The sequence below is a fragment of the Mycobacterium talmoniae genome (assembly GCF_001854525.1).
In the GTDB taxonomy this organism is placed as follows: domain Bacteria; phylum Actinomycetota; class Actinomycetes; order Mycobacteriales; family Mycobacteriaceae; genus Mycobacterium; species Mycobacterium talmoniae.
Genome location: NZ_MLQM01000027.1, coordinates 17,935 through 43,061 on the forward strand (window position 1 = coordinate 17,935; position 25,127 = coordinate 43,061).

At 67.4% G+C, this 25,127-nt stretch carries 21 protein-coding genes, 1 tRNA gene and 1 pseudogene; 12 read left to right on the top strand and 11 right to left on the bottom strand.

Annotated features, from left to right (window positions below; all coding sequences use genetic code 11):
* Positions 1-36: 36 nt before the first annotated feature.
* From BKN37_RS07730 to BKN37_RS07740, 3 genes are all read left to right on the top strand, one after another.
* Positions 37-3,024 carry a UPF0182 family protein gene (locus BKN37_RS07730; RefSeq protein ID WP_071024072.1) on the top strand — a complete coding sequence of 996 codons (2,988 nt, stop codon included), beginning with the start codon at positions 37-39 and terminating at the stop codon, positions 3,022-3,024.
* 130 nt (positions 3,025-3,154) lie between these two features.
* Positions 3,155-3,228, top strand: a tRNA-Met gene (locus tag BKN37_RS07735).
* 466 nt (positions 3,229-3,694) lie between these two features.
* Positions 3,695-4,906 (top strand): MFS transporter, encoded by a 1,212-nt coding sequence (locus BKN37_RS07740; RefSeq protein ID WP_071024075.1) that lies wholly within the window; start codon positions 3,695-3,697, stop codon positions 4,904-4,906.
* 86 nt (positions 4,907-4,992) lie between these two features.
* On the opposite strand, the gene BKN37_RS28270 is transcribed toward BKN37_RS07740, so the two are convergent.
* Positions 4,993-6,165 carry a hypothetical protein gene (locus BKN37_RS28270; protein WP_071024077.1) on the bottom strand — a complete coding sequence of 391 codons (1,173 nt, stop codon included), beginning with the start codon at positions 6,163-6,165 and terminating at the stop codon, positions 4,993-4,995.
* Between the two features lie 394 nt (positions 6,166-6,559).
* Here BKN37_RS28270 and BKN37_RS07750 point away from each other — a divergent pair, with 394 nt between their 5' ends.
* Positions 6,560-7,078: an STM3941 family protein gene (locus tag BKN37_RS07750; RefSeq protein ID WP_071024079.1), complete on the top strand. Its 519-nt coding sequence runs from the start codon at positions 6,560-6,562 to the stop codon at positions 7,076-7,078.
* On the opposite strand, the gene BKN37_RS07755 is transcribed toward BKN37_RS07750, so the two are convergent.
* Entirely contained in the window at positions 7,075-8,049 is a 975-nt protein-coding gene (locus BKN37_RS07755; RefSeq protein ID WP_071024081.1) for an NADPH:quinone oxidoreductase family protein, read from the bottom strand. The genes BKN37_RS07750 and BKN37_RS07755 overlap by 4 nt on opposite strands.
* Before the next feature lie 96 nt (positions 8,050-8,145).
* On the opposite strand from BKN37_RS07755, the gene BKN37_RS07760 reads away from it, so the two are divergent.
* Entirely contained in the window at positions 8,146-9,105 is a 960-nt protein-coding gene (locus BKN37_RS07760; protein WP_071024083.1) for an alpha/beta fold hydrolase, read from the top strand.
* 69 nt (positions 9,106-9,174) lie between these two features.
* On the opposite strand, the gene BKN37_RS07765 is transcribed toward BKN37_RS07760, so the two are convergent.
* Complete coding sequence (locus tag BKN37_RS07765) at positions 9,175-10,290, bottom strand: Rv3169 family protein (protein WP_071024085.1); 1,116 nt, start codon at positions 10,288-10,290, stop codon at positions 9,175-9,177.
* Positions 10,290-11,423: a phosphotransferase family protein gene (locus tag BKN37_RS07770; RefSeq protein WP_071024087.1), complete on the bottom strand. Its 1,134-nt coding sequence runs from the start codon at positions 11,421-11,423 to the stop codon at positions 10,290-10,292. The genes BKN37_RS07765 and BKN37_RS07770 overlap by 1 nt, the downstream gene beginning before the upstream one ends.
* Before the next feature lie 43 nt (positions 11,424-11,466).
* Here BKN37_RS07770 and BKN37_RS07775 point away from each other — a divergent pair, with 43 nt between their 5' ends.
* The 3 genes from BKN37_RS07775 to BKN37_RS07785 are packed head-to-tail and all read left to right on the top strand — an operon-like array spanning position 11,467 to position 13,627.
* A complete protein-coding gene (locus BKN37_RS07775; protein ID WP_071024089.1) occupies positions 11,467-12,069 on the top strand; it encodes a TetR/AcrR family transcriptional regulator in 603 nt (200 codons plus the stop codon).
* Positions 12,070-12,074: 5 nt separating this feature from the next.
* Positions 12,075-12,752, top strand: coding sequence for a PIG-L deacetylase family protein (locus tag BKN37_RS07780; RefSeq protein ID WP_071024091.1), 678 nt, complete (start codon positions 12,075-12,077; stop codon positions 12,750-12,752).
* Positions 12,749-13,627, top strand: coding sequence for an SDR family NAD(P)-dependent oxidoreductase (locus tag BKN37_RS07785; protein ID WP_071024094.1), 879 nt, complete (start codon positions 12,749-12,751; stop codon positions 13,625-13,627). The genes BKN37_RS07780 and BKN37_RS07785 overlap by 4 nt, the downstream gene beginning before the upstream one ends.
* 139 nt (positions 13,628-13,766) lie before the next feature.
* Here the strand turns inward: BKN37_RS07785 and BKN37_RS07790 are convergent, their stop codons facing one another.
* The 3 genes from BKN37_RS07790 to BKN37_RS07800 form a co-directional block, all read right to left on the bottom strand.
* The gene (locus BKN37_RS07790; RefSeq protein WP_071024096.1) at positions 13,767-14,540 is read right to left on the bottom strand and encodes an enoyl-CoA hydratase; all 774 of its coding nucleotides are present in this window, start codon (positions 14,538-14,540) and stop codon (positions 13,767-13,769) included.
* A gap of 313 nt (positions 14,541-14,853) precedes the next feature.
* On the bottom strand, positions 14,854-15,510 hold the full coding sequence (locus BKN37_RS07795) for a TetR/AcrR family transcriptional regulator (protein ID WP_071024099.1): 657 nt from the start codon (positions 15,508-15,510) through the stop codon (positions 14,854-14,856).
* A gap of 113 nt (positions 15,511-15,623) precedes the next feature.
* The gene (locus BKN37_RS07800; RefSeq protein WP_242657143.1) at positions 15,624-16,250 is read right to left on the bottom strand and encodes an NAD(P)-dependent oxidoreductase; all 627 of its coding nucleotides are present in this window, start codon (positions 16,248-16,250) and stop codon (positions 15,624-15,626) included.
* Between the two features lie 126 nt (positions 16,251-16,376).
* Here BKN37_RS07800 and BKN37_RS07805 point away from each other — a divergent pair, with 126 nt between their 5' ends.
* From BKN37_RS07805 to BKN37_RS07815, 3 genes are all read left to right on the top strand, one after another.
* Entirely contained in the window at positions 16,377-16,808 is a 432-nt protein-coding gene (locus BKN37_RS07805) for a nuclear transport factor 2 family protein (RefSeq protein ID WP_071024105.1), read from the top strand.
* A gap of 289 nt (positions 16,809-17,097) precedes the next feature.
* Positions 17,098-17,847 carry an SDR family NAD(P)-dependent oxidoreductase gene (locus tag BKN37_RS07810; RefSeq protein WP_071024107.1) on the top strand — a complete coding sequence of 250 codons (750 nt, stop codon included), beginning with the start codon at positions 17,098-17,100 and terminating at the stop codon, positions 17,845-17,847.
* A gap of 44 nt (positions 17,848-17,891) precedes the next feature.
* On the top strand, positions 17,892-18,665 hold the full coding sequence (locus BKN37_RS07815; protein WP_071024109.1) for an SDR family NAD(P)-dependent oxidoreductase: 774 nt from the start codon (positions 17,892-17,894) through the stop codon (positions 18,663-18,665).
* Positions 18,666-18,706: 41 nt separating this feature from the next.
* Here BKN37_RS07815 and BKN37_RS07820 read toward each other — a convergent pair whose 3' ends face one another.
* Positions 18,707-19,387, bottom strand: a complete 681-nt coding sequence (locus tag BKN37_RS07820; protein ID WP_071024111.1) for a TetR/AcrR family transcriptional regulator — start codon at positions 19,385-19,387, stop codon at positions 18,707-18,709.
* A gap of 96 nt (positions 19,388-19,483) precedes the next feature.
* Between BKN37_RS07820 and BKN37_RS07825 the strand changes: the two genes are divergently transcribed.
* Positions 19,484-20,113 carry a VOC family protein gene (locus BKN37_RS07825; protein ID WP_071024113.1) on the top strand — a complete coding sequence of 210 codons (630 nt, stop codon included), beginning with the start codon at positions 19,484-19,486 and terminating at the stop codon, positions 20,111-20,113.
* Positions 20,114-20,510: 397 nt separating this feature from the next.
* Here the strand turns inward: BKN37_RS07825 and nuoN are convergent, their stop codons facing one another.
* The 3 genes and pseudogenes from nuoN to nuoL all read right to left on the bottom strand — a co-directional run.
* Entirely contained in the window at positions 20,511-22,088 is a 1,578-nt protein-coding gene (gene nuoN / locus BKN37_RS07830; protein ID WP_071024115.1) for an NADH-quinone oxidoreductase subunit NuoN, read from the bottom strand.
* Positions 22,085-23,632, bottom strand: coding sequence for an NADH-quinone oxidoreductase subunit M (locus tag BKN37_RS07835; RefSeq protein ID WP_071024117.1), 1,548 nt, complete (start codon positions 23,630-23,632; stop codon positions 22,085-22,087). The genes nuoN and BKN37_RS07835 overlap by 4 nt, the downstream gene beginning before the upstream one ends.
* Positions 23,629-25,047: pseudogene (nuoL, locus tag BKN37_RS07840) on the bottom strand (NADH-quinone oxidoreductase subunit L); the annotation flags it as partial. The gene BKN37_RS07835 and the pseudogene nuoL, both read right to left, overlap by 4 nt.
* Between the last annotated feature and the right edge of the window lie 80 nt (positions 25,048-25,127).

The following is a 25,127-nucleotide window of genomic DNA, read 5'->3' on the forward strand; positions in this document are numbered from 1 at the left end:
GGGGCGGTCGAGGAAATTGAGCAGGGAGCGTAGCGAGTGAGTATGCGGCCCGCGGCGAGGATGCCGAAGTTGACTCGGCGTAGCCGGATTCTGATCGGGCTCGCGCTGGCCGTGATCGTGTTGCTGCTGGTAGGGCCGCGACTGGTCGACGGGTACGTGGACTGGCTGTGGTTCGGCGAAGTGGGGTACCGGGCGGTGTTCACCACCGTGCTGGTGACCCGGCTGCTGGTGTTCGTGATCGTCGGGCTGCTGGTCGGCGGCATCGTATTCGGCGGGCTGGTGCTGGCCTACCGCACCCGGCCGGTGTTCGTCCCCGCCAACGGGGCCAACGATCCGGTGGCGCGCTACCGCACCGTGGTGATGTCGCGGCTGCGGCTGTTCGGCATCGGCGTTCCCGCGGCGATCGGTTTGCTGGCCGGCGTCATCGCGCAGACCTACTGGGTGCGGATCCAGCTGTTCCTGCACGGCGGCAGCTTCGGCATCGACGATCCGCAATTCGGCAAGGACCTGGGCTTCTACGCCTTCGATCTGCCGTTTTATCGGCTGGTGCTCAGCTACCTGTTGGTGGCGGTGTTCCTGGCGTTCGTGGCGAACCTGGTGACGCACTACGTTTTCGGCGGGATCCGGCTGGCCGGCAACACCGGCGCGCTGAGCCGGCCGGCGCGCATCCAGCTGGTGAGCCTGGTCGGCACCTTGGTGGTGCTCAAGGCCGTCGCCTACTGGCTGGATCGCTACGAGCTGCTGTCCCACACCCGCGCCGGCAAGCCGTTCACCGGTGCCGGCTACACCGACATCAACGCGGTGCTCCCGGCCAAGCTGATCCTGCTGGCCATCGCGCTGATCTGCGCGGCGGCGGTGTTCTCCGCGATCGTGCTGCGCGACTTGCGGATTCCGGCGATCGGCCTGGTGCTGCTGCTGCTGTCCTCGCTGATCGTGGGTGCCGGCTGGCCGCTGATCATCGAGCAGATCAGCGTCAAACCCAATGCCGCGCAAAAAGAAAGCGAATACATTTCGCGCAGCATCACCGCGACGCGGCAGGCCTACGGGCTGACCAGCGACGTCGTGCACTACACCAATTACCCCGGCGATGCGCGGGCCACCGCCCAGCAGGTCGCCGCCGATGCGGCCACCACCGCCAACATCCGGCTGCTGGACCCCACCATCGTCAGCCCGGCGTTCACCCAGTTCCAGCAGGGTAAGAACTTCTACTTCTTCCCCGATCAGCTGACCATCGACCGCTACCTCGACAAGGACGGGCGGCTGCGCGACTACGTCGTCGCCGCGCGAGAGCTCAACCCGGACCGGCTGATCGACAACCAGCGGGACTGGATCAACCGGCATTCGGTGTACACCCACGGCAACGGCTTCATCGCCTCCCCGGCCAACACGGTGCGCGGCATCGCCAACGACCCCAACCAAAACGGCGGATACCCGGAGTTTCTGGTCAACGCCGTCGGCGCCAACGGCAGCGTCGTCTCCGACGGGCCGGCGCAGCTGGATCAGCCGCGGATCTACTACGGGCCGGTGATCGCCAACACGCCCGCCGACTACGCGATCGTCGGCCACAACGGTGTCGACCGCGAATACGACTACGAGACCAACACCGAAACCAAGAACTACACCTACACCGGCATCGGCGGGGTCCCGATCGGGAGTTGGCTGTCCCGCAGCGTGTTTGCCGCGAAGTTCGCCGAGCGCAATTTCCTGTTCTCCTCGGTGATCGGGTCCAACAGCAAGATCCTGTTCAACCGGGATCCGGCCCGGCGGGTGGAGGCGGTGGCGCCGTGGCTGACCACCGACTCCACCATGTATCCGGCGATCGTCAACAAGCGGCTGGTGTGGATCGTGGACGGCTACACCACGCTGGACAACTACCCGTACTCCGAGCTCACCTCGCTGTCGTCGGCCACCGCCGATTCCAACGAGGTCGAGTTCAATCGGCTCACCCCCGACAAGCGGGTCTCCTACATCCGCAACTCGGTCAAGGCCACCGTGGACGCCTACGACGGCACCGTCACGCTGTACCAGCAGGACGACAACGACCCGGTGCTGGCGACCTGGATGAAGGTCTTTCCCGGCACCGTCAAACCCAAGAGCGAGATCAGCCCCGAACTCGCCGCGCATCTGCGCTACCCGGAGGACCTGTTCAAGGTGCAGCGGATGCTGCTGGCCAAATACCACGTCAACGACCCGGTCACCTTCTTCTCCACCTCGGACTTCTGGGATGTGCCGCTGGACCCGAACCCGACCGCCAGCAGCTATCAGCCCCCGTACTACATCGTCGCGAAAAACCTTGCCAAGGGCGATAACTCGGCGTCGTTCCAGCTGACCAGCGCGATGAACCGGTTCAAGCGCGACTACCTGGCCGCCTACATTTCGGCCAGCTCGGATCCGGACACCTACGGCCAGCTGACCGTGCTGACCATCCCCGGGCAGGTCAACGGGCCGAAGCTGGCCAACAACGCCATCACCACCGACACCGCGGTCAGCCAGGACCTGGGCGTGATCGGGCGCGACAACCAGAACCGGATCCGGTGGGGCAACCTGCTGACCCTGCCGCTGGCCGAGGGCGGGCTGCTCTACGTCGAGCCGGTCTACGCGTCCCCGGGGTCCAGCGACGCCGCGTCGTCCTACCCGCGGCTGATCCGGGTGGCGATGATGTACAACGACAAGATCGGCTACGGCCCCACCGTGCGGGATGCGCTCACCGGGTTGTTCGGGCCGGGAGCCGACGCCGCCGCGACCGGCATTGCCCCCACCGATGCGGGCGCCCCGGCGAACCCGCCGGGGGACGCTCCGACGCCGGGGGAGGTACCCGACGCCCGGCCGAGCCCGCCGGTCGCGGCCCCGCCGCCGCCGGCGGGGGCGACGACCCTGTCCCCGGCCAAGGCCGCCGCCCTGAAGGAAATCCAGGCGGCGCTCGGGGCGGCGCGCGAGGCGCAGAAGAAGGGCGACTTCGCCAGCTACGGTGAGGCGCTGCAACGGCTCGATGAGGCCATCACCAAGTTCGACAACGCCAAGTAGGGTGCCCCACCTTCTGCCGCGAGCGTGCGTGTCCCCGGTCGACATGCCGTGCGGTTTTCCGGATTTGCGCACGCTCGCGCCAGGCGATTTGGCGCTGCCGCAGGCTTTCGGTAACCTTGCAGTTACCCGTCGCGGGGTGGAGCAGCTCGGTAGCTCGCTGGGCTCATAACCCAGAGGTCGCAGGTTCGAATCCTGTCCCCGCTACTAACGAAAGTGGCCCTCGGAGGAAACTCCGGGGGCCACTTTCCATTGGGGGTAGTCAGCGTTTAGCCGCGGCCGCTTCTATCGCTCGTACCCCGATCAGGCGCAGCCGGTCGCAGAGATTCCGGAGATGGACCCGTCGAGATACATCGGGCCCGTCCGGCGCCGGGGGTCGGCGCATATATCCTGCGTGGCCTCTGGGCCGGCCATCGCGACGTTCCGTCCGGTCGTTCGCGTCGTCGAACCGGGTGCACCATAGAACCCATGGAGCTTCGGCAACGTAACCACAACGAGAGGCAACTGCTTGCGGAGAACGGCCAGCCCCGATGACGGCTCTATGCCAAACCGTGTCTTCTACTCACGACGGATGCTCGGCTGAGCGCGGGTATGTCCAGCGAACCGGCCTGAGTCGAGCCCGGCGCATTGATGCTCGAGCTAATCGCCTGGTCAACCCCGTGGTGCCGGCGCCGTGACGAAGGGCGAAGCGTTGATCGGGTGGCTGCGCTCGCCGGTGGTTTTGGTGACGGTGGGGGTCTTCATCCATTTCACGTGCTGGAAGTTGATGACGCCGCTGCTGCCGTTGTGGGCCGGTCGCCTAGGGGCGACGCCACTGGTCGTGGGGGCGTTGTTCACCGGCTATGCGGCGGCCGACCTCGCCTGTAGCCCGGTGCTGGGGGCGTTGTCGGATCGGCTTGGCCGCAAGCCGATCATCGTGGTTTCGCTGGCGCTGTCCGCGACAGCCTTCGCGATGACCGCGCTCGCCAAGTCGCTGGTGATACTGTTGGCCGCCCAGATCATCAGTGGGTTGGGCGCCCCCATCGTTAGCGTCGCCCAAGCGATGATCGCCGACCGGGTCGATCCTGGCCGGCTGGCGCGGGCAATGGCCTATTTCCTGGTCGCCATTGGTATCGCGAATGTCGTGGGGCCGGCGCTGGGCGGCGCGTTGTCGACGCTGGGCCCCACCGTACCGTTCTGGGCCGCTGCCGTGTTGGCCTCCGGCGCCACGGCCATGATGTGGGCGCTGTTGCCCGAAACCCGCCGACCAAACAGCACCCCGGGTACCGCGTCTCCCGCGGTGGGGTGGCGAGAGCTGTTGCAGTCCAGGTGGATACACCGGTTGGCCGTGACCGCGCTGATTTTCGGCTGTGTGATGGTCACCCTGGATACGGTGCTGGTGCTGTTTACCCATCGCACGCTGGGGTGGGCTGAAGCGCCCAACGGGTGGCTGTTTGCCTATCTCGGCGCCGTCGTGGTCGTCATGCAGTTCGGGCTGGTCGGTCGGTGTGTCACCCGGTTCGGCGAGCAGCGTGTGCTCCTTGGCGGACTGGCCGTCGCAGCGCTTGGGCTCGTAGTGCTCAGCATCGACGCGACGGCCGCGCTTGTGGTCGGCGGGGTGGGTCTGGTCGGGGTCGGTATCGGGCTGATCGCGCCGCTGCTGCCGACGCTGTTTTGCTTCGCCACCACCGCGGAAAGCTACGGTGCCGCGCTGGGTTTCATGCAGGGAGTCATTGCTCTGGCTCGACTCATCACCCCGCTGATGGCCACCGCGGCGTTCACCTGGTCGATCGGATCACCATTCATCATCGCTGCGCTGCTGTGCCTGCTGGGGATCAGCCTGCTGACTGTCGGGAAGATGCCAGCGATCGATGCCGGTGGCGCCGCGGGTGTGCAATCCCGGTGATGCAGGGCCGGGGGCGGATCGAGGGCACTACCTGAGCCGCGACGGCTAGGCGGTTTACGTGAGGCGCTGGGTGGCTAACGATGCGGTCAGCGCGCGTGATGGATGGCTCGAATGACATCGGCCAGCTGTGCTTCCAGCGGCTGCAGGGCGGCCGCCCAATCGGGTGGACCGTCGGTCGCATCCACCGCCATCTCGGTCTGGATCAGCAGGCCGGCCACCCGCATGGTCCGCGCCGCCTGGGCGGTCCCGACGCAATACGGCTGGCCGCCGTGGCCGCCGGACGCTTCCTTGGGCTCGAACCGCTGGTAGCCGAGCGCCACCTCGCCCTCGATGGTCTCCGCCGTGACTGGGACGAAGTCAGGCTGCAACCGGCCAGGGATACAGACCTGGGGAACCGCTGCGGGGTGGGCCCGACAACTGGACGTCCACTCCCGCATCCGGGCCAAGTAGTCGACACCGGCGTGCTCGCGATAGATCACGGTCACGGGCGCCCCTTGGCCGGCGCCGGGGTAGCTGCCCGCGAACCTGACCAGCGGGTCGACGCCGGCCGGCTGATAACTCGACGACAGCCCCGCGTAGGAACTTGGCCGGAGCGGATCCTCGGCACACACCTGCGCGGGTGGCGGGTCCGTCCGGGGGGTGCCGGCCTGACCGTTCGGCACCGCGATGTCGATGCTGCCGTGGCTCTGCCCCGGCAAGACGAACAGCCGCGACAGCTCGGCCGGTGTCCACTGGGCCACCGGCTTACCGGTGTCCGGCGTTGTGCGGCGCTGGAAGCTTCGGGCCATCGATGCGAGCTGTCGTTCCAGCTGTTGCCCGTCGACCCCGTCGGCCACCGCCCACGCCTCGAACGCGACCCCCTCGGAGGCGGTTACCGCGATACGCACGCTGGGCGGCCCGAAACCCCAGTCGCCCGTCATCCCAAGATGTTTGGTGTTCGTCACGGTGAGCAACGTGGTTCCCGCCGGCATGCCCGCGTTGCCCAGCGAGGCGACATAGTCCTGCCCGCCGACGCTGAACCGCTCACCACACCGCTTCACCCAAGCGGCCAGTTCGCCGGCGACGTCCTCTCCGGCGACGGCGGAGCGCAAACGGACGAAGAACACCGGCCACGCCGAGTGCGTGACGGAGTCGTACTCAGCCTGAACCCCGGAACCCGAGAGATCGCCCACCTCGGGATAGTGTCCGCATTCCGACCAGCGTCCGTTGTCATAGAACAATCCGTGCTCGGCCGGGACGCGGTAGGTCAACTGCGCCATATCCGGAAGGTCGGCCAAGAGCGGTAGGCGGGGAGTCAACCGCGACGCATCGCTATTCGGCGGGTGCGCCGTGGTAGTCAGCGCCGACGGGTGTTGTGTGGCCGACGTGCTCGCTGGGGCGCTTTGCATGCCAGCGCTGCCGGGAGCCGGCGGGCTCGGCGAGGTGCACCCGGCGACGACGGCCACCACCATCGCTACGACGGCGGTGATCAGACGTTTGCCCACGGTTGCCATCTTCCACGCTCGGGCCTCATGCGCGTCCCGGAAATCGCTTGGAGAAGCTCTCGGGCGATCGCCAAGGCCAGTACAGTATCCGGCCGGTTTGCGTGAGGTCGCCGAACACGAACCGGTAGCGTCAGCCATGGATTTCCGGCGCGGTGCGAGGGGGAGACGGATGGCGTTTGAGGCGAATCTGAGCCGGGCCCGGATTGCGTTGATGCTGGCGGGCTGCCTGCTGTTTATTGCACTGGGGCTGTGGATGGTCGGAGCGTTCGGGGAGGTGCCGTCCACTTCGCGGTGGTCACCGGGCTACGTGCAAGCCGTGGGCTGGGCCGGAACGGTCTTTGGCGGTTTCTGCGCCATCGTGGCCGTCCCACGGCTGTTCCAATCCGGTGTCGTAATGCGGGTCGACACCGACGGTATCTACTGGCGGCGCTGGTCGGACCGGGTGATCCCGTGGAGCGCGATCGCCTGCATCTCGATCGGCCAGATGGGCCGCCAGCGGTTCGTCAACCTGTTCCTGCACGACCCGGCGGCATACCCGTCCAGCGGAATCCTCGGCCGTGTCCGAGGCGTCAACAAGGCAATGGGTTACGGGGACATCCCGTTGAACATCACCGAAACTGACCGCAGCTTCGACGATCTGATCGCCGCCATCGACCACTTCGCTCCGGCAGGGCTGCGGCGGCGCTAATCCCGCAGCCGCAGCACGACTTTGCCCTTGGCGGTGCGGTTCTCCAGCGCCGCGATCGCGTCGGCGGCCCGCTCCAGCGGGTAGACGTCGGGCTGCGGCGTCGGCACCGCCCCGGACGCCAACAGCGGCTGCAGAGCCGCCCACTGCTGCGCCAGATACCCCGGGTGCGCCATCGCCCACGCGCCCCAGCCAACGCCGACGACGTCGATGTTGTTCAGCAGCAACCGGTTTACCTTCACCGTCGGGATATCGCCGCCGGTGAACCCCACCACCAGCAGCCGACCACCCGGGGCCAGCGAGCGCAGCGAATCGGTGACCCGGTCACCGCCGACCGGGTCCAGCACGATGTCCACGCCGCGCCCGCCGGTCAACTCGGCCACCGCATCCTTGAACCCGTCGGCCAGCACCACATCGGTGGCGCCGGCCGCGCGGGCGATCTCGGCCTTGTCCTCGGTGCTGACCACCGCGATCACCCGGGATGCACCGAGCGCGGGCGCCAACCGCAGCGTCGAGGTGCCGATCCCCCCGGCGGCGCCGTGCACCAGCACCGTCTGGCCCGCGGCGAGCCGGCCCCGTTCGGCCAGCGCGAAGTGCACGGTGAGGTCGTTGAACAGCAGCCCGGCGCCGGCCTCGAACGACACGGTGTCCGGCAGCGGGAACACCTGCTCGGCGGGCAGCGCAATGACCTGCGCCATCCCCCCGGTCAGCAGGGTCAGCGCGGCCACCCGATCGCCGGGCTGCACCGGCGCGCCGGCCGGGGCACTGCGCACCACGCCGGCGGCTTCGGCGCCGGGCACGAACGGCAGCGGCGCCTTGTGCTGGTAGAGGCCACGGGACTGCAGCGCATCGGGAAACGCCACCCCGGCGGCGTGGACCTCGACGACGACCGCACCGGCGCCGTCCGGTTCGTCGAGGTCAACCACCTCGACCGCGTCGGGACCGTCGAGCCGGGAAATCTGCACCGCGCGCATCGCAACCCTTTCTCAAGCAACCTGTTGCCAGAACGCTAGCCCACCGGGTTTAGACTCGCCGGACGGCCACCGTCGCCGCAGGGAGGGGCAGCGGTCATGATTTCTGCACGGGCCACACGCACGCACGCGTTTTCTGATGCGCTGCCGCCGAGCCGCACCCTGGCGGTCCGCGCCGCGGACGGCACCGCCTTGCACACCGAGGTGTTCGGCCCGCCGGACGGGTACCCGATCGTGCTGGCGCACGGCATCACCTGCGCGGTGCGGGTCTGGGCGTATCAGATCGCCGAACTGGCCGCCGACTACCGGGTGATCGCCTACGACCACCGCGGCCACGGGCGCAGCGGCGTCCCCCGGCGCGGCGGCTACAGCCTCAACCACCTCGCATCGGATCTGGACGCCGTGCTGGAGGCCACCCTCAGACCGCACGAGCGCGCCGTCATCGCCGGGCACTCGATGGGCGGCATCGCCATCAGCTCCTGGTCGGAGCGTTACCCGAACAAGGTGCCGCACCGCGCCGACGCGGTGGCGTTGATCAACACCACCACCGGCGACCTGCTGCGCGAGGTGGACCTGTTTCGGGTGCCGTCGCCGCTGGTGGAGGCTCGGGTGCGGGCGGCCCGACGGATCCTGCTCACCTTCGGCGCCGCCCCGGTCGTCGGTCCCGCGGCGCCGGCCATTCGGCAGTTCGTGACGATGATGGCGGTGGGCCGCCACGCCGATCCGGCGGTCGCCGCGTTGATTTACGAGCTGTTTGCCGAGACGCCGGCGACCAGCCGCGGTAACTGGGCGCGGGTGCTGGTCAACGCGCTCGGGCCGCGCCACATCAGCCTGCGGGGTTTGACGGTGCCCACCCTGGTCATCGGCAGCACCGGGGACCGGTTGTTGCCGATCGTCGCGTCGCGCCGGATCGCTGCGGACGCACCGAATCTCACCAAATTCGTCGAATTGCCCGGCGGGCATTGCTCGATTCTGGAGCAGCCCCGCGCGGTCAACCGGGAGCTGCGCGACCTGATCGAATCTGTCGCTCGCGGTCAGCGACGCGAGATCAGTTCCTAACCGCGCCGAATGTGGGCTTGGGTCACGCCGTGTGGCGATCTGCGTGCCTTAACTCCACACTCGGCGCCGTTAGGGCGCCATGGTGACCCAGTCCGGGAACCCGGTCGGGTCGTGGCGGCCCAGCACGCCGTGTTCATACAGTCCCCAGCCCTCGACCGGGTCGCCGTGGCCGTCGCGGCACACCGCCCGCCCCACGTGGTCGATCATTCCGAAGCTGGTGCGGGCGACGATCGCGGGATCGGTCATGTCGTAGGTCAGCCGCTGGCTAAACTTCTCGCCCTTCCACATGCCGTGCAGCCAATCGGAGTCGCCGCCGTAGCCGCCGCCGACGTGGATCGGCACCGGCAGTTTGGATTCCACCTCGAAGTGCACCGGGATGCCGTCGGGACGGGTGGCTTCGATGGTGGCGCCCGTGGCGATCCGGGTGCCGGGCCGGTAGCGGGTGGACACCCGCGGCCAGCCGAGTTGTTCGACGCGACCATCACGCCAGATCCGGGTGCAGTCGTTGAGGGTGCGAAACCCGTTGGGCTCCTCCTGGATGATCATCACGACGGCGAAGTCGTCGAAGGCGATCGGCACGTACAGCCACCACATGCCCTCGAACGGCGGGTCGGCGGGCCGTCCGGCCGGCTCGGCCTCACCGACCGGCCGGATACCCCAGGACCGGTCACGCGAGCCGATCCACACCGACGGGTCGACGGTGATCTCCTCGCCGTCGATCGCGATCTTCCCGCTCCAGGCGCCCAGTTGCGCGAAGCGTTGGGCGTCCAGCGTGACCCGGTTACCGGACCGCAGCATGTGCGGCTGCTCCTGCACCACGTCGAACAGCCCCTGCCAGCGCAGGTCGACGGCGATGCCCTCGGTTTCCTCCAGGATCACCCGCAGGCTGCGCAGCGGTTCGACGACCTCGATGCGGTAGGCGCCCACGTGCGGGTTGAGTCGGTCTTGGTCGATGGCGTCGGACAGCTGGACCGCGGTTTGGACATCCCCGCGCCGCACCAGCACGAAGGCGTCCTTGACGCCCAAGTTCGGGTAGTAGCCCATTCCGGTGATGACGAAGATGTCCCCGGTGCGGTCGTGGGCGTTGAGGTAGGAGCGGTCGTAGAAGTTGCGGTCGGAGGAGCCCGGCCAGGCGATCGGCTGCGGCAACTGGTGAACCGGGTATTCGTCGAGCGGTCCAAGCATCAGCGATCCTCTCCGATAAGCCGTTTGAGCAATCCCGCGTGGTAGAACAGGGACTCCACATCGTCGGGTTTGTCCACCTCGCCGAAGTGCACCCGGCGGGCCCCGGTGCGCATGAACACGCACGCCCACATCACGCCGGAGTACACGTAAAACCAGTGCAGGTCCCCGAGTTCGGCGCCGGTCAGCTCCTGATAGGTGGTCCGCACGTCGTCCTCGGCCATCACATCGGGCAACCCGGGTAACCCGGCCAGCCCGGCCAGCTCTTCAAAGACCATGTGGGCAAAGATCATCCACGCCACGTCGAGTTCGCGTGGCCCCAGCGTCACCATCTCCCAGTCCAGCACCGCCACCGGCGCGAAATCGCGGTACAGCACGTTGCCGATCCGGGCGTCCCCCCAGCACAGCACCGACTCGCCGGCGGCCACCTCGCCCGGCCAATGGGCCTCCAGCCAGTCGAAGGTGCGTTCCAGCAGCGGCGAGCGACCGATATCGGGCACCGCGAACTCGTACCAGGACCGCACCCAGTTGAAGTGGCGGCGCAGCGCGGTATCTCCGGAACGGTCCTCATCTAAGAAGTCGAATGTCTTGTCCGGGTGGGGGATCGCGTGCAGCAGGGCCAGCGCCCCGATGGTGGAGTCCTGCAGTTCGCGCCGCCGCTGCACGGGCGCGTCGGCGAACCAGTTGTCGCCGAAGGTGTAGGGCATCACGTCGGGCGGCACCACACCGTCGACGTGGTCCATCAAGAAGAACGGCTTGCCCAGCACGTCGCCGGTGGTCTCGATCCACCGCACCCGCGGCACCGGAACATCGGTGAGTTCGCCGACCCGCCGCATGACCTCGAATTGGTGGTCGAGGCGATAGCTGGGGAACACCGGTACGTCCTCGGTGGTGGGCGCCACCCGCGCCACCCAGCGCTGCTCGATCGGGCCGCCGTCATCCCAGCGGCCCGTCAAAATGAGGGTTTCCGACGACATCCCGTTGGCGTCCACGCCGCTTTCGACGGTCACCTCCGGGGTGACCCCGCCGGGCAGGACGGTGGACAGCCATTGCGACATCACGGCGGGCACGGCGGTGACGTCGCGGCTGGAGCGTTGGAGTCGGCTGACGTCCTCGACAGCCCGTTGATCGGCCACGTCTCTTCCTTCGCCACGCAATTACGATACGATCGGTAGCGTTATGAAAGCAGACCCGTCCATCGTTGACAAGGCCCCAGCCGCCGGTCGACCGCGCGATCCGCGGATCGACGCGGCGATCCTGCAGGCGACGGCGGACCTGCTGGCCGAAATCGGCTATGCCAATCTCACCTTGGCCGCCGTCGCCGAACGGGCGGGGACGACGAAATCTGCGCTGTACCGCCGGTGGTCGAGCAAGGCCGAGTTGGTGCACGAGGCCGCGTTTCCCGTTGCGCCCACCGCGTTGGCGGCCCCGGCCGGTGATATCGCGGCGGATGTGCGGGCCATGATCGCGGGCGCGCGGGATGTGTTCACCAGCCCGGTGGTGCGCGCGGCGCTGCCCGGGCTGGTCGCCGACATGACCGCGGACCCCGAGCTCAACGCCCGGGTACTGTCGCGGTTTGCCGGGCTGTTCGATGCGGTGCGGGTGCGGTTGCGCGAGGCGATCGCGCGTGGGCAGGTGCATCCCGAGGTGGACCCGGATCGGTTGGTGGAGGTGATCGGGGGAGCGACGCTGCTGCGGCTGCTGGTGCGCCCCGACGAGGAACTCGACGACACCTGGGTGGAGCAGACCACCGCCATCGTCGTGCGCGGTGTGATGGCATAGGGGCCATGGCCACACCGCAACCGTTCCCCACCGACTGGCGCAGCGCACTGGTGTTGGTGCCGCATCCCGACGATCCCGAATACGGGATGGCCGCCGCGGTGGCGAAATGGACGACGGCGGGCAAGACGGTGCGCTACGCGCTGGCCTGCCGCGGCGAGGCCGGGATCGCCGGCATGGAACCGGAGCGGGCCGGCCCGATCCGAGACGCCGAGCAGCGGCGGGCGGCGGCGATCGTCGGGGTCGACGACGTCGACTTCTGGGATTTCCCGGACAGCAATATCCGGAACACCGCCGAACTGCGGGCCAAGATCGCCTCGGTCATCGGCGAGACGAAACCCGATGTGGTGCTGACGATCTACGGCGGCCCGGAGTTCGCGCCGGGGATGCCGAACCAGCGCGACCACATCGAGTTCGCCGCCGCGGTCACCGCGGCCTACGACGCGCTGCCCGACCCGCCGCGCTGGCTGTTTCAGGGCGGACCGCAGCCCACCCACGTCGAAACCGTGGACGGCTACATCGATGTCGCCGTCGCCGCGCTCGCCGCCCACCAGGTCTACCTCTCGGTGCTCGACCCGCACACCCCGGTGCAAGAGCAGGCCCGCCGGGTCCTCGACATGACGACGCCGAGCGTCTCCGGGGGCCGGGTGGCGGGATTCCTACTGGAACGGAGCACGGACCAATGACGGGTGCACTTGACGGACGGGCCGCGATCGTGACCGGGGCCAGCCGCGGGTTGGGCCGGGCGATCGCGCTGGCGTTGGCGGCCGAGGGCGCGGCGGTGGCGGTGGCCGCGCGCACCGAACAGGTGTGGGATGAGCGGCTGCCGGGCACCATCGGGGACACGGTGGCCGCCATCGAGGCCGCCGGTGGCCGCGCGGTCGCGATTCGCGCCGACCTGCTCGACCGCGAGGACGTCGCCAGGTTGGTATCGCAGGCGCGGGAGGCGTTGGGGCCGATCACGATCCTGGTCAACAACGCCGCGTTTACCGCACCTGGTCGTCCACCGGGATCGAGCGCGCCCGCCAAGCCCCGCGCCGCGACGCCGGCCGCGGCGAAACCGGGCTGGCCGGGCCTGCTCGGGATCCCGCTGGGCGCCTACCGGCGGCATTTCGAGATCGCCGTGTTCGCCGCCTATGAGCTGATGCAGCTGGTGTGCCCGGACATGATCGCCGCCGGCGGCGGCTCGATCATCAACATCACCTCGGTCGCGGCGCGGCTGCCCGGCGACGGTCCCTATCCCGACCGCAGCGCCGGCGTGTTGCCCGGCTACGGCGGGTCCAAGGCCGCGCTGGAGCACCTGACCCAATGCGCGGCCTACGACCTGCAGGACCACAACATCGCCGTCAACGCGCTGTCCCCGTCGAAACCGATACTCACACCCGGGCTTTCGTACTATGCGCGGGAGTTCGACGAGGTCGCGTCGGCCGACGAGTTCGCGGCCGCCGCGGTGCGGCTGGTGGCGGTGGAGGCGGCCGCGGTCACCGGCCGCACCATCGGCCATCTGGATGTGCTGGACGGCAGCTTCCGGCCCTACGGGTCCGGTGACGCCAGAGTCTGAGGCGGGCCCTGCTAGCCCGTTCGCGAACGACCCGCGGGCGACCGATCCTCGCGCGAGATTGATGCCACGCAGGGGTCCACTCGAACTTTTGCTGCCTGGTTTCCATCTCGCGGTGACCTGGCCCATCCGCGGTTAGGATTCAGCCGCCGCTGCCCTGGATTTGCCCACGGTTGCGGTCCGCCACCGCCCGGAACCGGGCGCCAAGATCTGCCGGGTCCGATGCGACAGCGGCGATGGCCTGTTCAGCGGCGAGCGCCGGATCGGTGACGGCCGCTGCTCCGGACACATAGATTTCCTTGAGCCCAGCCATGATTGGTGCCGGCACCTCGGCGACCTGGCCGGCCAGCTCGACGGCCCGCTCCCGCAGCTGCGGGTGTGGCACCACCTCGGTCACCAGCCCGATCCGCAGCGCGCGCTCGGCGTCGACGACTTCGCCGGTCATCGACAGCCGGCGCGCCATCGCCACGCCGACCAGTTGCGGCAGCCGCGCGGTCATCCCGCCACCGGGCAGGATGCCGACCCGAGCGTGGGTGTCGGCGAACACCGCGCGGTCCGAGGCGACCAGAAAGTCGCAGCCCAGCGCCATCTCCAGCCCGCCGGTGAAGGTCGCGCCGTTGATCGCCCCGATGATCGGCTTGCCCATCTTGGCGGTTTGGGTGATGCAGTTCTGGGTCTGGAACTGGTCGAAGTACGCCGCACCCAGCCGCTGTGCCTCCTTGAGATCGACCCCGGCACAGAACGCGGGATCGGCGCCGGTGAGCACCACCGCGCGCACCGCCGCATCGGCGTCGGCCTCGAGCAACGCCGCATACAGCGCGGCGATCAGACCCGGACTCAACGCGTTTCGCGCCTCGGGACGGTTCAACGTCAGTACCCGGACTGCGCCAACATCGGTGGTTTCGACATACGCCATTGGCCGACGTTACCGCGGTCTTCAGCCGTAGCCGGCGACGGGTTGCCTTGGCACCGTTGTTGCTGACCTGTAGGAAGTTGTCCAGTGTGTCCGACGGTTCCCACGGTGGTGGAGTGGACTGCACTCCCCGTGGGGGAACAGGATTATCTGTGGGGGTGTGACCGACGGCATTGCGTCCTCGTTCTTCCGTCGGGCCGGGGTTGTTATCTGTAGTGGAGTGCTGGGCGTAGTCGGTGGAGGGTGGGTATCCGGCGGCCGTCCTAATCGAGCGACGTCCTATCCGACGGGAGCGTGGTGGCGCCCAAACGTGTGGTCATCTGAGGGCGTTGTGCTGCATGGCTTCTTGCATTTGACGCACGCTCGGAGGCGGCGCGAGGGTGTGGTTGTGGCTGGCGTCGCAGGTGGCGATGAGATAGCTCACCAGGCGTGCTGACGCCACGGGGGTGGCGTCGGAGGCGCCCGCGACGACGCCGGCGTTGGCCATCAGAAAGACAACGAGATCCTGGGAACAGAAGTCACTTCGCAAGCGTCCGGCCGATTTGGCCTTGGCGGTCAACGTCTCGAAGCCCCGAAGGGCTGCCGACCGCTTGGCTTCGAAGGCACACGCGTTGGGGAAGGTCATCGTCAACACGTTGGTGAATCCGCGGTCCTCACATTGCATCTCGCACACCCGCTCCACAAAACCACGGAAGCCGTTCCAGGCGTCGGGGTCACGCAATGCAGTCTCGACAGCGTCGAGGTAGGCCGTCATCTTATCCTCGAACACCCCGGTGATTAGGTCATCGCGGGTCGGGAAGTGACGAAAGAGGGTGGCGATACCGACGCCGGCGCGCCGAGCGATCTCGGCCATCGCGACATCGATGCCCTGTTCGGCGAAAACCCGCCGAGCGGTCAGGAGGAGCGCGGCGCGGTTGCGGGCTGCGTCGCGTCGCAGATTCCGCGAGTCGGTCGGGCTGCTCGGCGCTGTCACTTACTCACCCTAGGGCAGTCACCGCTAGGTCACCGTACTCATCGAAATACACCGTCAAACTCATAGGTTTCTCCCCTGCGAGTAGTTCTTAATTCTGTTGGTTCACTGTGTGTTTAGTTGCTGATCACCGGAAGCGCGCGTAGGTAGCGGGTGTCGGTGAGCTGGGCGCTCATGAACGCTGCGATGTCTGCCCTCGTCATTGTCCATCCCACGCGGTCGGCGCCGAGGAACCCGGAGCGAACCGTGCCTTTCGCCGGTTTGTCGGTCGGCCTGATGATGCGCACGACCGTCCAGTCCAGATCGGAGTCGGTGATGGCTTGGGTCATCGCGACGATCTCGGACAGCGAGTTCGGGAACAACACGCGTGCCAGCACCGGGATGATCCGGCCCCGCAGTGTCGGGCGATCGCGCGGATCGGTCACCGAGGGAGTGGCCAGCCCGATAAGCCGGTGCACCCCGCCGGCGCGCATGGCCGCGACGATGTTGCGGGTGCCTTCGGACAACGCTGACCCGCCCACGCGGCGATCCAGGGAGGGACCGAGAGCGCTGATGACGACGTCTGCAGCGGCGATCGCCTCAGCAACCGCCTCGCGGTCGGAGAGTTCACCGGCAATCACGGCCAACCGGTCGCGGGGACCCCGCAGCTTCTGCGGGGCACGCACATAGACCGTCACGTCATGGCCCGCGCTCAACAGTTGGTCCACGACCAAGCGGCCGATGCCTCCGGTGGCACCGAACACCGTGCACCTCATGGATCTCGCTCCTCGCCCTGACGCCAGCGCAGACAACTGGAATGCCCGTTCCGGTTATCGTACACTAACTGGAAAGGCTGTTCCGGTTTAAGGCCAGGAAGTGAGGAGCCATCCATGGCGACACCCGAGCAGAACAAACAGGCCGTGTTGGAGTACTTCGAGCTGCTGTTCAACCAACGACGCATCGACGAGGTCGTGGACTGCTACCACGCAGTCGACTATGTGCAGCACAACGCCACGGTCTCGGACGGTCCCGAAGCGCTCAAAGCCGCCACCGGAAAGCTGTTCGCGCAGTTCCCGGACATGCGCCTCGACATCAAACGCGCCTTTGCTGAAGGCGATTACGTGATAGTCCATTCCGAGATGAGCGGAGTCAGCCTCGCCCTAGACGGCACCGAGAACATCGTGGCGAACCCGCGGCATCACACACTGTCGCGCTACGCGCTGGTCGATATCGTTCGCCTGGAGCGCGGCCGCATCGTGGAGCACTGGGACGTGGTGCAAAAGATCCCAGCGACAACTGCCGACGCAACCCCCATGGTCTAGCGAGACCACGCGGTGGCGACGCTCAGCTACACCGGGACCGACGCGGCGCCGAATCGCGGCGTACGCACGTGGTCACAATCACCACGCCTGACGCCTTGTCCTAATCTCAAATTCTAATTACAGTTAGAGTTAGTTCGGCAGTTTTGCTCCAGGTGCGTGGGCGTCAGCGCGGCTGGCTATCGCCGGTGGGGCGAACTCCGTGGCTGAGCGAGGCGGCACTCGCAAGCAGCAAGCCGAATTCGGTAGGGCCCAAGCGGTCCGAGCGATGCATGAGGATGGAGATGAGCAGATGGGTGAACTTGCCGGCAAGACGGCGTTGGTGATTGGGGCGACCTCGGGCATTGGACGCCAGACGGCGGTGCGGTTCGTCGCCGAGGGCGCCCATGTTTTTGTCACGGGTCGCCGACAAGCTGAGCTCGACGAGTTGGCCGCCGAATACGGCAGTGCGGTGACCGCTGTTCGCAACGATGTCACCAACGTCGCAGAACTCGACGATTTATTCGACGCGATCCGCGCGCGGCAGCGCGGGTTGGACGTCGTGGTGGCCACGGCGATCGGTGGTTCGTTGGCGACACTGGAAGATCTGATGTTAGAGCATTTCGACGAAACGTTCGTCGGTTACCTGCGGGGCATTGTGTTTGCTGTCCAGAAGGCGTTGCCGCTGCTGAACGCGGGTGCCTCGGTTATCGTGACGGGTTCGACAGCGACGACCCGGGGAACCGCGGCATTCGGTGCGTATTCGGCGGCCAAGGCCGCACTTCGGCAGTTCGTGCGGGTGTGGGCCGTAGAACTGGGTCCGCGCGGTATTCGGGTTAATACCGTCAATCCGGGCCCGATCGAGACCGCGGCCCTCAAGAGTCAGGCGGCCGGCCCAGAAGACGTGCAACGTGTGCTCGATGCGGAGGCAGCCCGCGTGCCGCTGGGGCGCATTGGCCAACCAAACGAGGTCGCCGAAGCGATGGTATTCCTCGCCTCAGACCGGGCCAGCTTCGTCACCGGCGGCGAACTGTTCGTCGACGGTGCGCAGGGACAGGCATAGCCCGCCCTCATCGCACGAAACCCTCTACACGCTTAGGAGATCCCATGGCAGTTCTTGCCGGCAAGGTGGCAATCGTGACCGGCGCGGGTCGCGGAATCGGACGCGGAATCGCGCTGCGGCTCGCCAAGGAAGGAGCTCAGGTCACCGTCGCGTCGCGTACTGAAAGTACCGTGCACGACGTCGTGGGCGAGATCGCCGGCAATGGCGGCTCGGCGATCGGCGTCACCCTCGACGTTGCTGACGCGGAACAAGTCAACGCTGCCGTCGAGAAAACCGCGGCGGCGTTCGGGACGGTCGACATTCTCGTCAACGCCGCACAAGCTTGGGGAAGACCGGACGTGAAATCCATGTCGCCGCCTGAGACACCATTTGAAGAGGTCACCGACGCGGAGTGGGACCTGACGTTTCGGTCCGGGTTCAACGGAACGCTCTACGGCATGAAAGCAGTTCTGCCGTGGATGAAGCGCCAACGCAGCGGCAGAATCATCAACTTCGGTTCGCCGGTAGCCTTGGCGGGGCGGCCGTTGATGGCTCCCTACAACGCCACCAAGGAGGCAATCCGCAGCCTGTCCCTGACCGCCGCTCATGAACTGGCTCCCCATCAGATCACGGTCAATTGCATATTGCCGGCGATCCTCACCGAGGCGTTGGCCGACAACGAGAAAGGCCACCTCGAGGAGCTCGTCAAGAGTCTGCCGATGGGCCGTCTCGGTGACCCGGAACGCGACGCCGGTGGTCTGGCCGTCTACCTGGCTAGCGACGACGGGGGTTATCTCACGGGCGCCACGTTGATCCTCGATGGCGGCGCAGCCCACTAGAGCCCCGGGGATCTAGCTTGCGCGGGCTGGCCCTGCGGCGCCTATCCCGAGCCCGAGTCCGCGTGGCGAGTCTGCGCCAGATGGTGCAGGCCGGCGAGCGCGAACCCGGTGAGGTCATCGGCGAGCCGCCGATGCGGAAGGTCATACAAGCCGCGGATCGGTGTTTCGACACCGCGGTTGATGGTCGCCAGCAGGATAGCCGGAGCCATGCACGCCACGATGCCCTCCAAGATCGTGGCGTCATCGGTGATTCCGGTGATCTCGGAAACGATGGAGCCCAGGATGTCGAACTTTGGCATCACACCGTCGCGCAGCATGACCGCAAATTGCGGCGAGGGGTTCAAGATTTCCCGCGCCCACAGTGTGACCGGCCACCCACTACGTTCGGCGGCTCCGCTAAGGATCGTGTCAATGACCCGGCCGAGCTTCTGGGCGGCGGTCTGTGAACTCCTCTGCACATCGTCAAGGACGTCCAGGTCGATCAGGCGGCGATCCACTTCCTCCAGCACCGCGATGTAGAGGCCCTCGCGACTGCCGAAGTGATAGTTGACCGCCGCGATGTTGGTTCCGGCACGCTCGGTGATCTCCTTGCTCGCCGTCGCCGCGTACCCCTTCTCGGCAAAGAGCGCCCCGGCGACCTCGATCAGCAATTGACGTGTGGCAGCGCCGTCCTCACGTGGCCGGCGCGTGCTGCTCCGGGCTGCGCGATCATCAACGGTCATTGCTGCCCCTCCTTCCGACGTCTTCATCGTCCAGCAGACTTGCCCCTAAGTCAAAGTCAAATTACAATTTGAAGTAACTCGTGAAGGGAGCCTTCCATGTTGAACACCAAGACCATCGTCCATCCCCGCCTCCAGCACATCGCGCTCACGACCGCGCGCCCCGACGAAATGATCGCGTGGTACCGCACCGTGCTGGGAATGAACCTGATGCACCACAACGACAACCCGACCGGCGCTGACCACGCCCACAACCCGGGGGTGGTTGCCGCCTGGCTGACGAACGACGAGATCCACCACCGTATGGCAATTCTGAGCCTGCCCGGACTCAGCGACGATCCGCAACGCTCCGCCCATCCGCGCGTACAGCACTTCGCCTTCGAATACCCGACGCTCGACGATCTCCTCGGCTCATGGGCGCGGCTCGCCGACGCCGGAATCACCCCGGTGCTCGCCGCCGATGAAGGCCTCCAAACAGCGTTCTACTACCTCGACCCCGACCGCAACAGTGTCGAACTCAACGTCAACAACTACGGCAACAACCTCACTGCCACCGAACACCTCCAACACTCACCGCAATTCGCTGAGCGCCCGCTGGGTCAATTCGTCGAGCCCGCGCTCATGCTGCAGGCACGTGAGGCAGGGGCCAGCCCGTGGGAGATTCACGAACGCGCGTGGCAAGGCGAGTTTGAACCGGCCGAACCGCCCAACCCCTTGGTGTTGTACTAGCCGCAACGAACTCGAAGGAACACACAGTGAATTCACCGACTACCGGGAACGCACTGATTAGCCCGCTTGCGTCACCCGACCGTCTTCACCGGTCGCTGCGGCCATGATCACCGCCCAACCTATTCGTGGGCGTTGAATGACTAGGCCGCTGGCGGTCGACGTCCACGCCCACGCCGTGATTCCTCAGTATCAGGAGCTCTTGCGGAGTTCGGCGTCGACGTGCCGAGTTACAGCGGTGGTCAGTCGGGCCTGAGCATCGGCTCGCCCGAGCAGCGGATTGCGCATATGGATGAAGCGGGCCACGGTGTTCGGCGTCTACGTGCGCAGCCCCGAGAACCCGAGAAGCTTGCCATCGGCAATCCGAATTTGATGGTGGAGGTTTTCGAGGGCATCAAGGCTACTGCACGAACCAGGTTGCCGCGTCCACCAGGTCCAGCAGCGGCTGCGGGGCGATGCCGAGCAGCACCGTGACCGCCGCGCACACCGCGATCGCGGCCTTGCTCAACACGCCGGGCACCGCGATGTGCGGGGTGTCGTCGGATCCGTCGGTGAAGAACATCAGCAGGATCACTCGCACGTAGAAGTAGGCGGCCACCCCGCTGGCGATCACGCCGACGATCACCAACGGCACCGCCCCGCCTTCGGCCGCCGCCTTGAACACCGCGAACTTGCTGACGAAGCCGCTGGTCAACGGGATACCGGCGAACGCCAGCAAAAACAGCGAAAACATCACGCCGACAATGGGGGAGCGGCGTCCCAGCCCGGCCCAGTGACCCAAATCGGTGTCCTCGACGCCGTCGGTGCCGCGGACCAAGCCGACGATGGCGAAGGCGCCCACCGTCGAAAAGCTGTAGGCGATCAGGTAGAACAGCGTCGAGGACACCCCGGCGGGCAGGTCGGCGATCACCCCGGTGAGCACGAAACCGACGTGGGACACCGAGGAGTACGCCAGCATCCGTTTGACGTCGGTCTGGTTCACCGCGGCGATCGTCGCGATCACCATGGTCAGCATCGAGATCATCCACAGCACCGGCCGCCACTGGTCATGCAGCGCCGGCAGCGCCACGTAGACCACCCGCAGCAGCGCCCCGAATGCCGCGACTTTCGTCGCGGCGGCCATGAATCCGGTGACCGGTGTCGGTGCGCCCACGTAGACGTCGGGGATCCAGGAGTGGAACGGGACCGCGCCGACCTTGAACAGCAGCCCCACCGTCAGCAACGCGACCCCGGCCAGTGCCATGGTGTCGCCGGGCCGGGTCGCCAGCACCGCGCCGATCCCGGGGGTGGCCAGGGTGCCGGTGGCGCCGTAGAGCAGCGCGGCGCCGTACAGGAAGAACGCCGAGGAAAACGCCCCGAGCAGAAAGTATTTCATCGCCGACTCCTGCGACAGCAGCCGGCGATGCCGGGCCAGCCCGCACAGCAGATACAGCGGCAGCGACAGCACTTCCAACGCGATGAACATCGTCAGCAGGTCGTTGGCGGCCGGGAACACCAGCATGCCGCCGACGGCCAGCATGGTCAGCGGGAACACCTCGGTCTGCATCACCCCGGCGCGGGTGGCCTGCTGCTCGGCGATGCTGTCGGGAATCGCGGAGCCCTGCGGGGTGAATGAATCCAAACCGTGGTCGGCTACTGCGGTGGCGGCGCCGGGACCGATCTTGGGGGCGATGGTGCGCTCGGCGATGAAGACCACCGCCATTATGGCCACCAGCAGCACGGTGCCCTGCAACACCACCGCGGGCCGGTCGACGGCCACCGCGCCCACCACCGCGGTCTGACCGGTGGCCGGGATCGTGTCGGCCACCACCACGAGCGAGACAAACGCGGCCAGCAGCGCGGCCAGCGCCAGCCCGACCTGGGCGCCGTACCGCCACCGGCGCGGCAGGAACGCCTCGACCAGCAGGCCGATCACCGCCGCGCCGAACACGATCAGCAGCGGTGCCAGCACCGAGTATTCGACGGTGGGCGCGCTCATCGGGCCGGTCCTTGTGCACTGTGCGGGACCGGATCCTGTTGGCCGATCGTGGTCATGGTGTGCCCGACCGCGGGGTTGATGATGTCCAGTACCGGCTTGGGGTAGAAGCCCAGCACCAGCAGCAGCACGATCAGCGGTGCGACCACAGCGACTTCGCGGGGGACCAGGTCACGGATGCGTTGGTTGTCGCCGGTGACCGGCCCGGTCATCACCCGCTGGTAGAGCCACAGCATGTAGATCGACGACAGCACCAGCGCGGTGGCACCGAACGCCGCCGCCAGCCAGTACCGGTTGAAGGTGCCCAGCAGCACCAGGAATTCGCTGATGAACGGCGCCAGCCCGGGCAGCGACAGGGTGGCCATCGCCGCCACCAAGAAGGTGCCGGCCAGCACCGGCGCCGCCTTCTGCACCCCGCCGTAGTCGGCGATGGCGCGGGTGCCGCGCCGGGAAATGAGGAACCCGGCGATCAAGAACACCGCCGCGGTGGACAGCCCGTGATTGACCATGTACAGCGCCGAACCGCTTTGGCCCTGGCTGGTCATCACGAAGATCCCCAGGATGATGAACCCGAAATGCGAGATCGAGGTGTAGGCGATCAGCCGCATGATGTCGGTCTGCCCGATCGCCACCAGCGCGCCGTAGACCACGCCGATGACCGCCAGCACGACGATTGCGGGCCGGAAATACGCGGAGGCCTCGGGGAACAACTGCAGGCAGTAGCGCAGCATCCCAAACGTGCCGACCTTGTCCATCACCGCCATCATCAGCACCGCGCTGGCCGGGGTGGCCTCCACCGCCGCATCGGGCAGCCAGCGGTGCAGCGGCCACAGCGGGGCTTTGATCGCGAACGCGAACATGAAACCGAGGAACAAGGCTTTCAGCACACCGGGATCGACCGCGGAGCCGGGCCCGAACGCGGCGACCACCGCGCGGAAATCGAAGGTGCCACTCCCGTGCTGGGCGGTCACCACGTACACCCCGATCACAGCGGCCAGCATGATCAGCCCGCCGAACAGGTTGTAGAGCAAGAACTTCAGCGCGGCGCGGGACCGACCCGCACCGGTGCCGAAGCCGCCGATCAGGAAATACATCGGGATGAGCATGGCCTCGAAGAACACGTAGAACAGCAGGATGTCCAGGGAGACCAGCGAGATCAGCACCATGGACTCGACGGTCAACGTCAGCGCGACGTAGGCGTGCACGCCGCGGCTGCGGTCACCGCCGTCGGTCCAACCCGCCAGAATCAGCAGCGGCACCAGCACCGCGGTCAGCAGCACCAACACCACCGCGATGCCGTCCACCCCGAGGGTGTAGCCGGCGCCGAACGCCGGTATCCAGGAATGCGATTCCACGAACTGGTAGGGCTGGCCGGTGGCGGTGCTGTCGTAGCCGACGGTGATGACGACCGCCACCGCCAGCACCGCCAGGCTCACCAGCAGCCCGGTCCACTTCGCCAACCGCGGCAGCGCGGCGGGCAGCAGGATCACCAGCACCGCACCGGCGATCGGCACCAGCCACAGCACGCTCAGCCACGGGATCGTCACAGTTGCACCGCCAGGATCACCGCGACCAGCAGCGCCGCGCCCACCAGCATGGTCAGCGCGTAGTTGCGGGCAAAGCCGGTTTGCAGGCTGCGCAGCCACTGCGATGTTCGTCGCACCGAGGCGGCCAGGGCGTTGACCGAACCGTCTACCCCGCGGTCGTCGATATCCACCAGCGCGCGGGCCAGTTGGTCACCGGGGAGCATGAACACCTCCTCGTTGAAGGCATCGCCGTACAGGTCGCTGCGCGCCGCGACGGTCAGCGCGGACACCTCGGCCGGCGCCGTCGCCGGGACCGGCCGTCTGCCGTACATCGCGTAGGCGATCGCGGCGCCGGCCAGCACCACCACCAACGTGATGGCGGTGCTGACCCACACCGGCACGGCGTGGCTGGCCTCGTGACTGCCGACCACCGGCTCCAGCCAGTGCTGCAGGGTCCCGCCGATCGCCAGCAGGCCCCCGGAGAACACCGCGCCGGCCGCCAGCAGGATCATCGGCCAGGTCATCACCCGCGGCGCCTCGTGCGGATGCGCGTCGGCGGCCCAGCGTTTTTCGCCGAAGAACGTCATCAGCATCACCCGGGTCATGTAGAACGCGGTGATCCCGGCGCCCAGCATCGCGGCCGCGCCCAGCACCGCCCCGCGCCAGCCGCCGGCGCCCAGCGCGGCCTCGATGATGGCGTCCTTGGAGTAGAAGCCGGCGAACGGCCAGATCCCGATGATCGCCAGGTAGCACAGCCCGAACGTGACGAACGTGACCGGCAGGATGGTGCGCAGACCGCCGTAGCGGCGCATGTCCTGTTCGTCGTCCATGGCGTGGATGACCGCGCCGGACCCCAGGAACAGGCCGGCCTTGAAGAAGCCGTGGGTGAGTAGGTGCAGGATTGCGAACGCGTAGCCGGCCGCGCCCAGCCCGGCCGCCAACACCATGTAGCCGATCTGGCTGATCGTGGAGGCCGCCAGCGCGCGTTTGATGTCGTCTTTCGCGCAGCCGACGATCGCCCCGAACAGCAGGGTGACCGCACCGACCAACACCACCGCCAGCCGGGCATCGGCGGACAGGTCATACAGCGGGCCCGACCGCACGATCAGGTACACCCCGGCGGTGACCATGGTGGCGGCGTGGATCAGCGCCGACACCGGGGTGGGGCCCTCCATCGCGTCGAACAACCAGGCCTGGATCGGCACTTGGGCCGATTTGGCGCAGGCGCCCACCAACATCAGCAGCCCGATCACGGTGGTCATCGCAGTGGGTCCGGTGTCCCGAGCGGCGGCGAACACCCCGTCGAACTGCAGGGTGCCGAAGCTGGCGAAGATGGCGAACATGGCCAGCGCCAACCCGACGTCGCCGACCCGGTTGGACACGAACGCTTTCTTGCCGGCGGTGGCCGCCGAGGGCCGCTGAAACCAGAACCCGATTCACCGGTAGGGGGGCCCGGCCCACCCCTCCCGCCCCGCGGCAGGGGCCGGGGGGGGGTGGGTGGGGGTGGGGGGGGGGG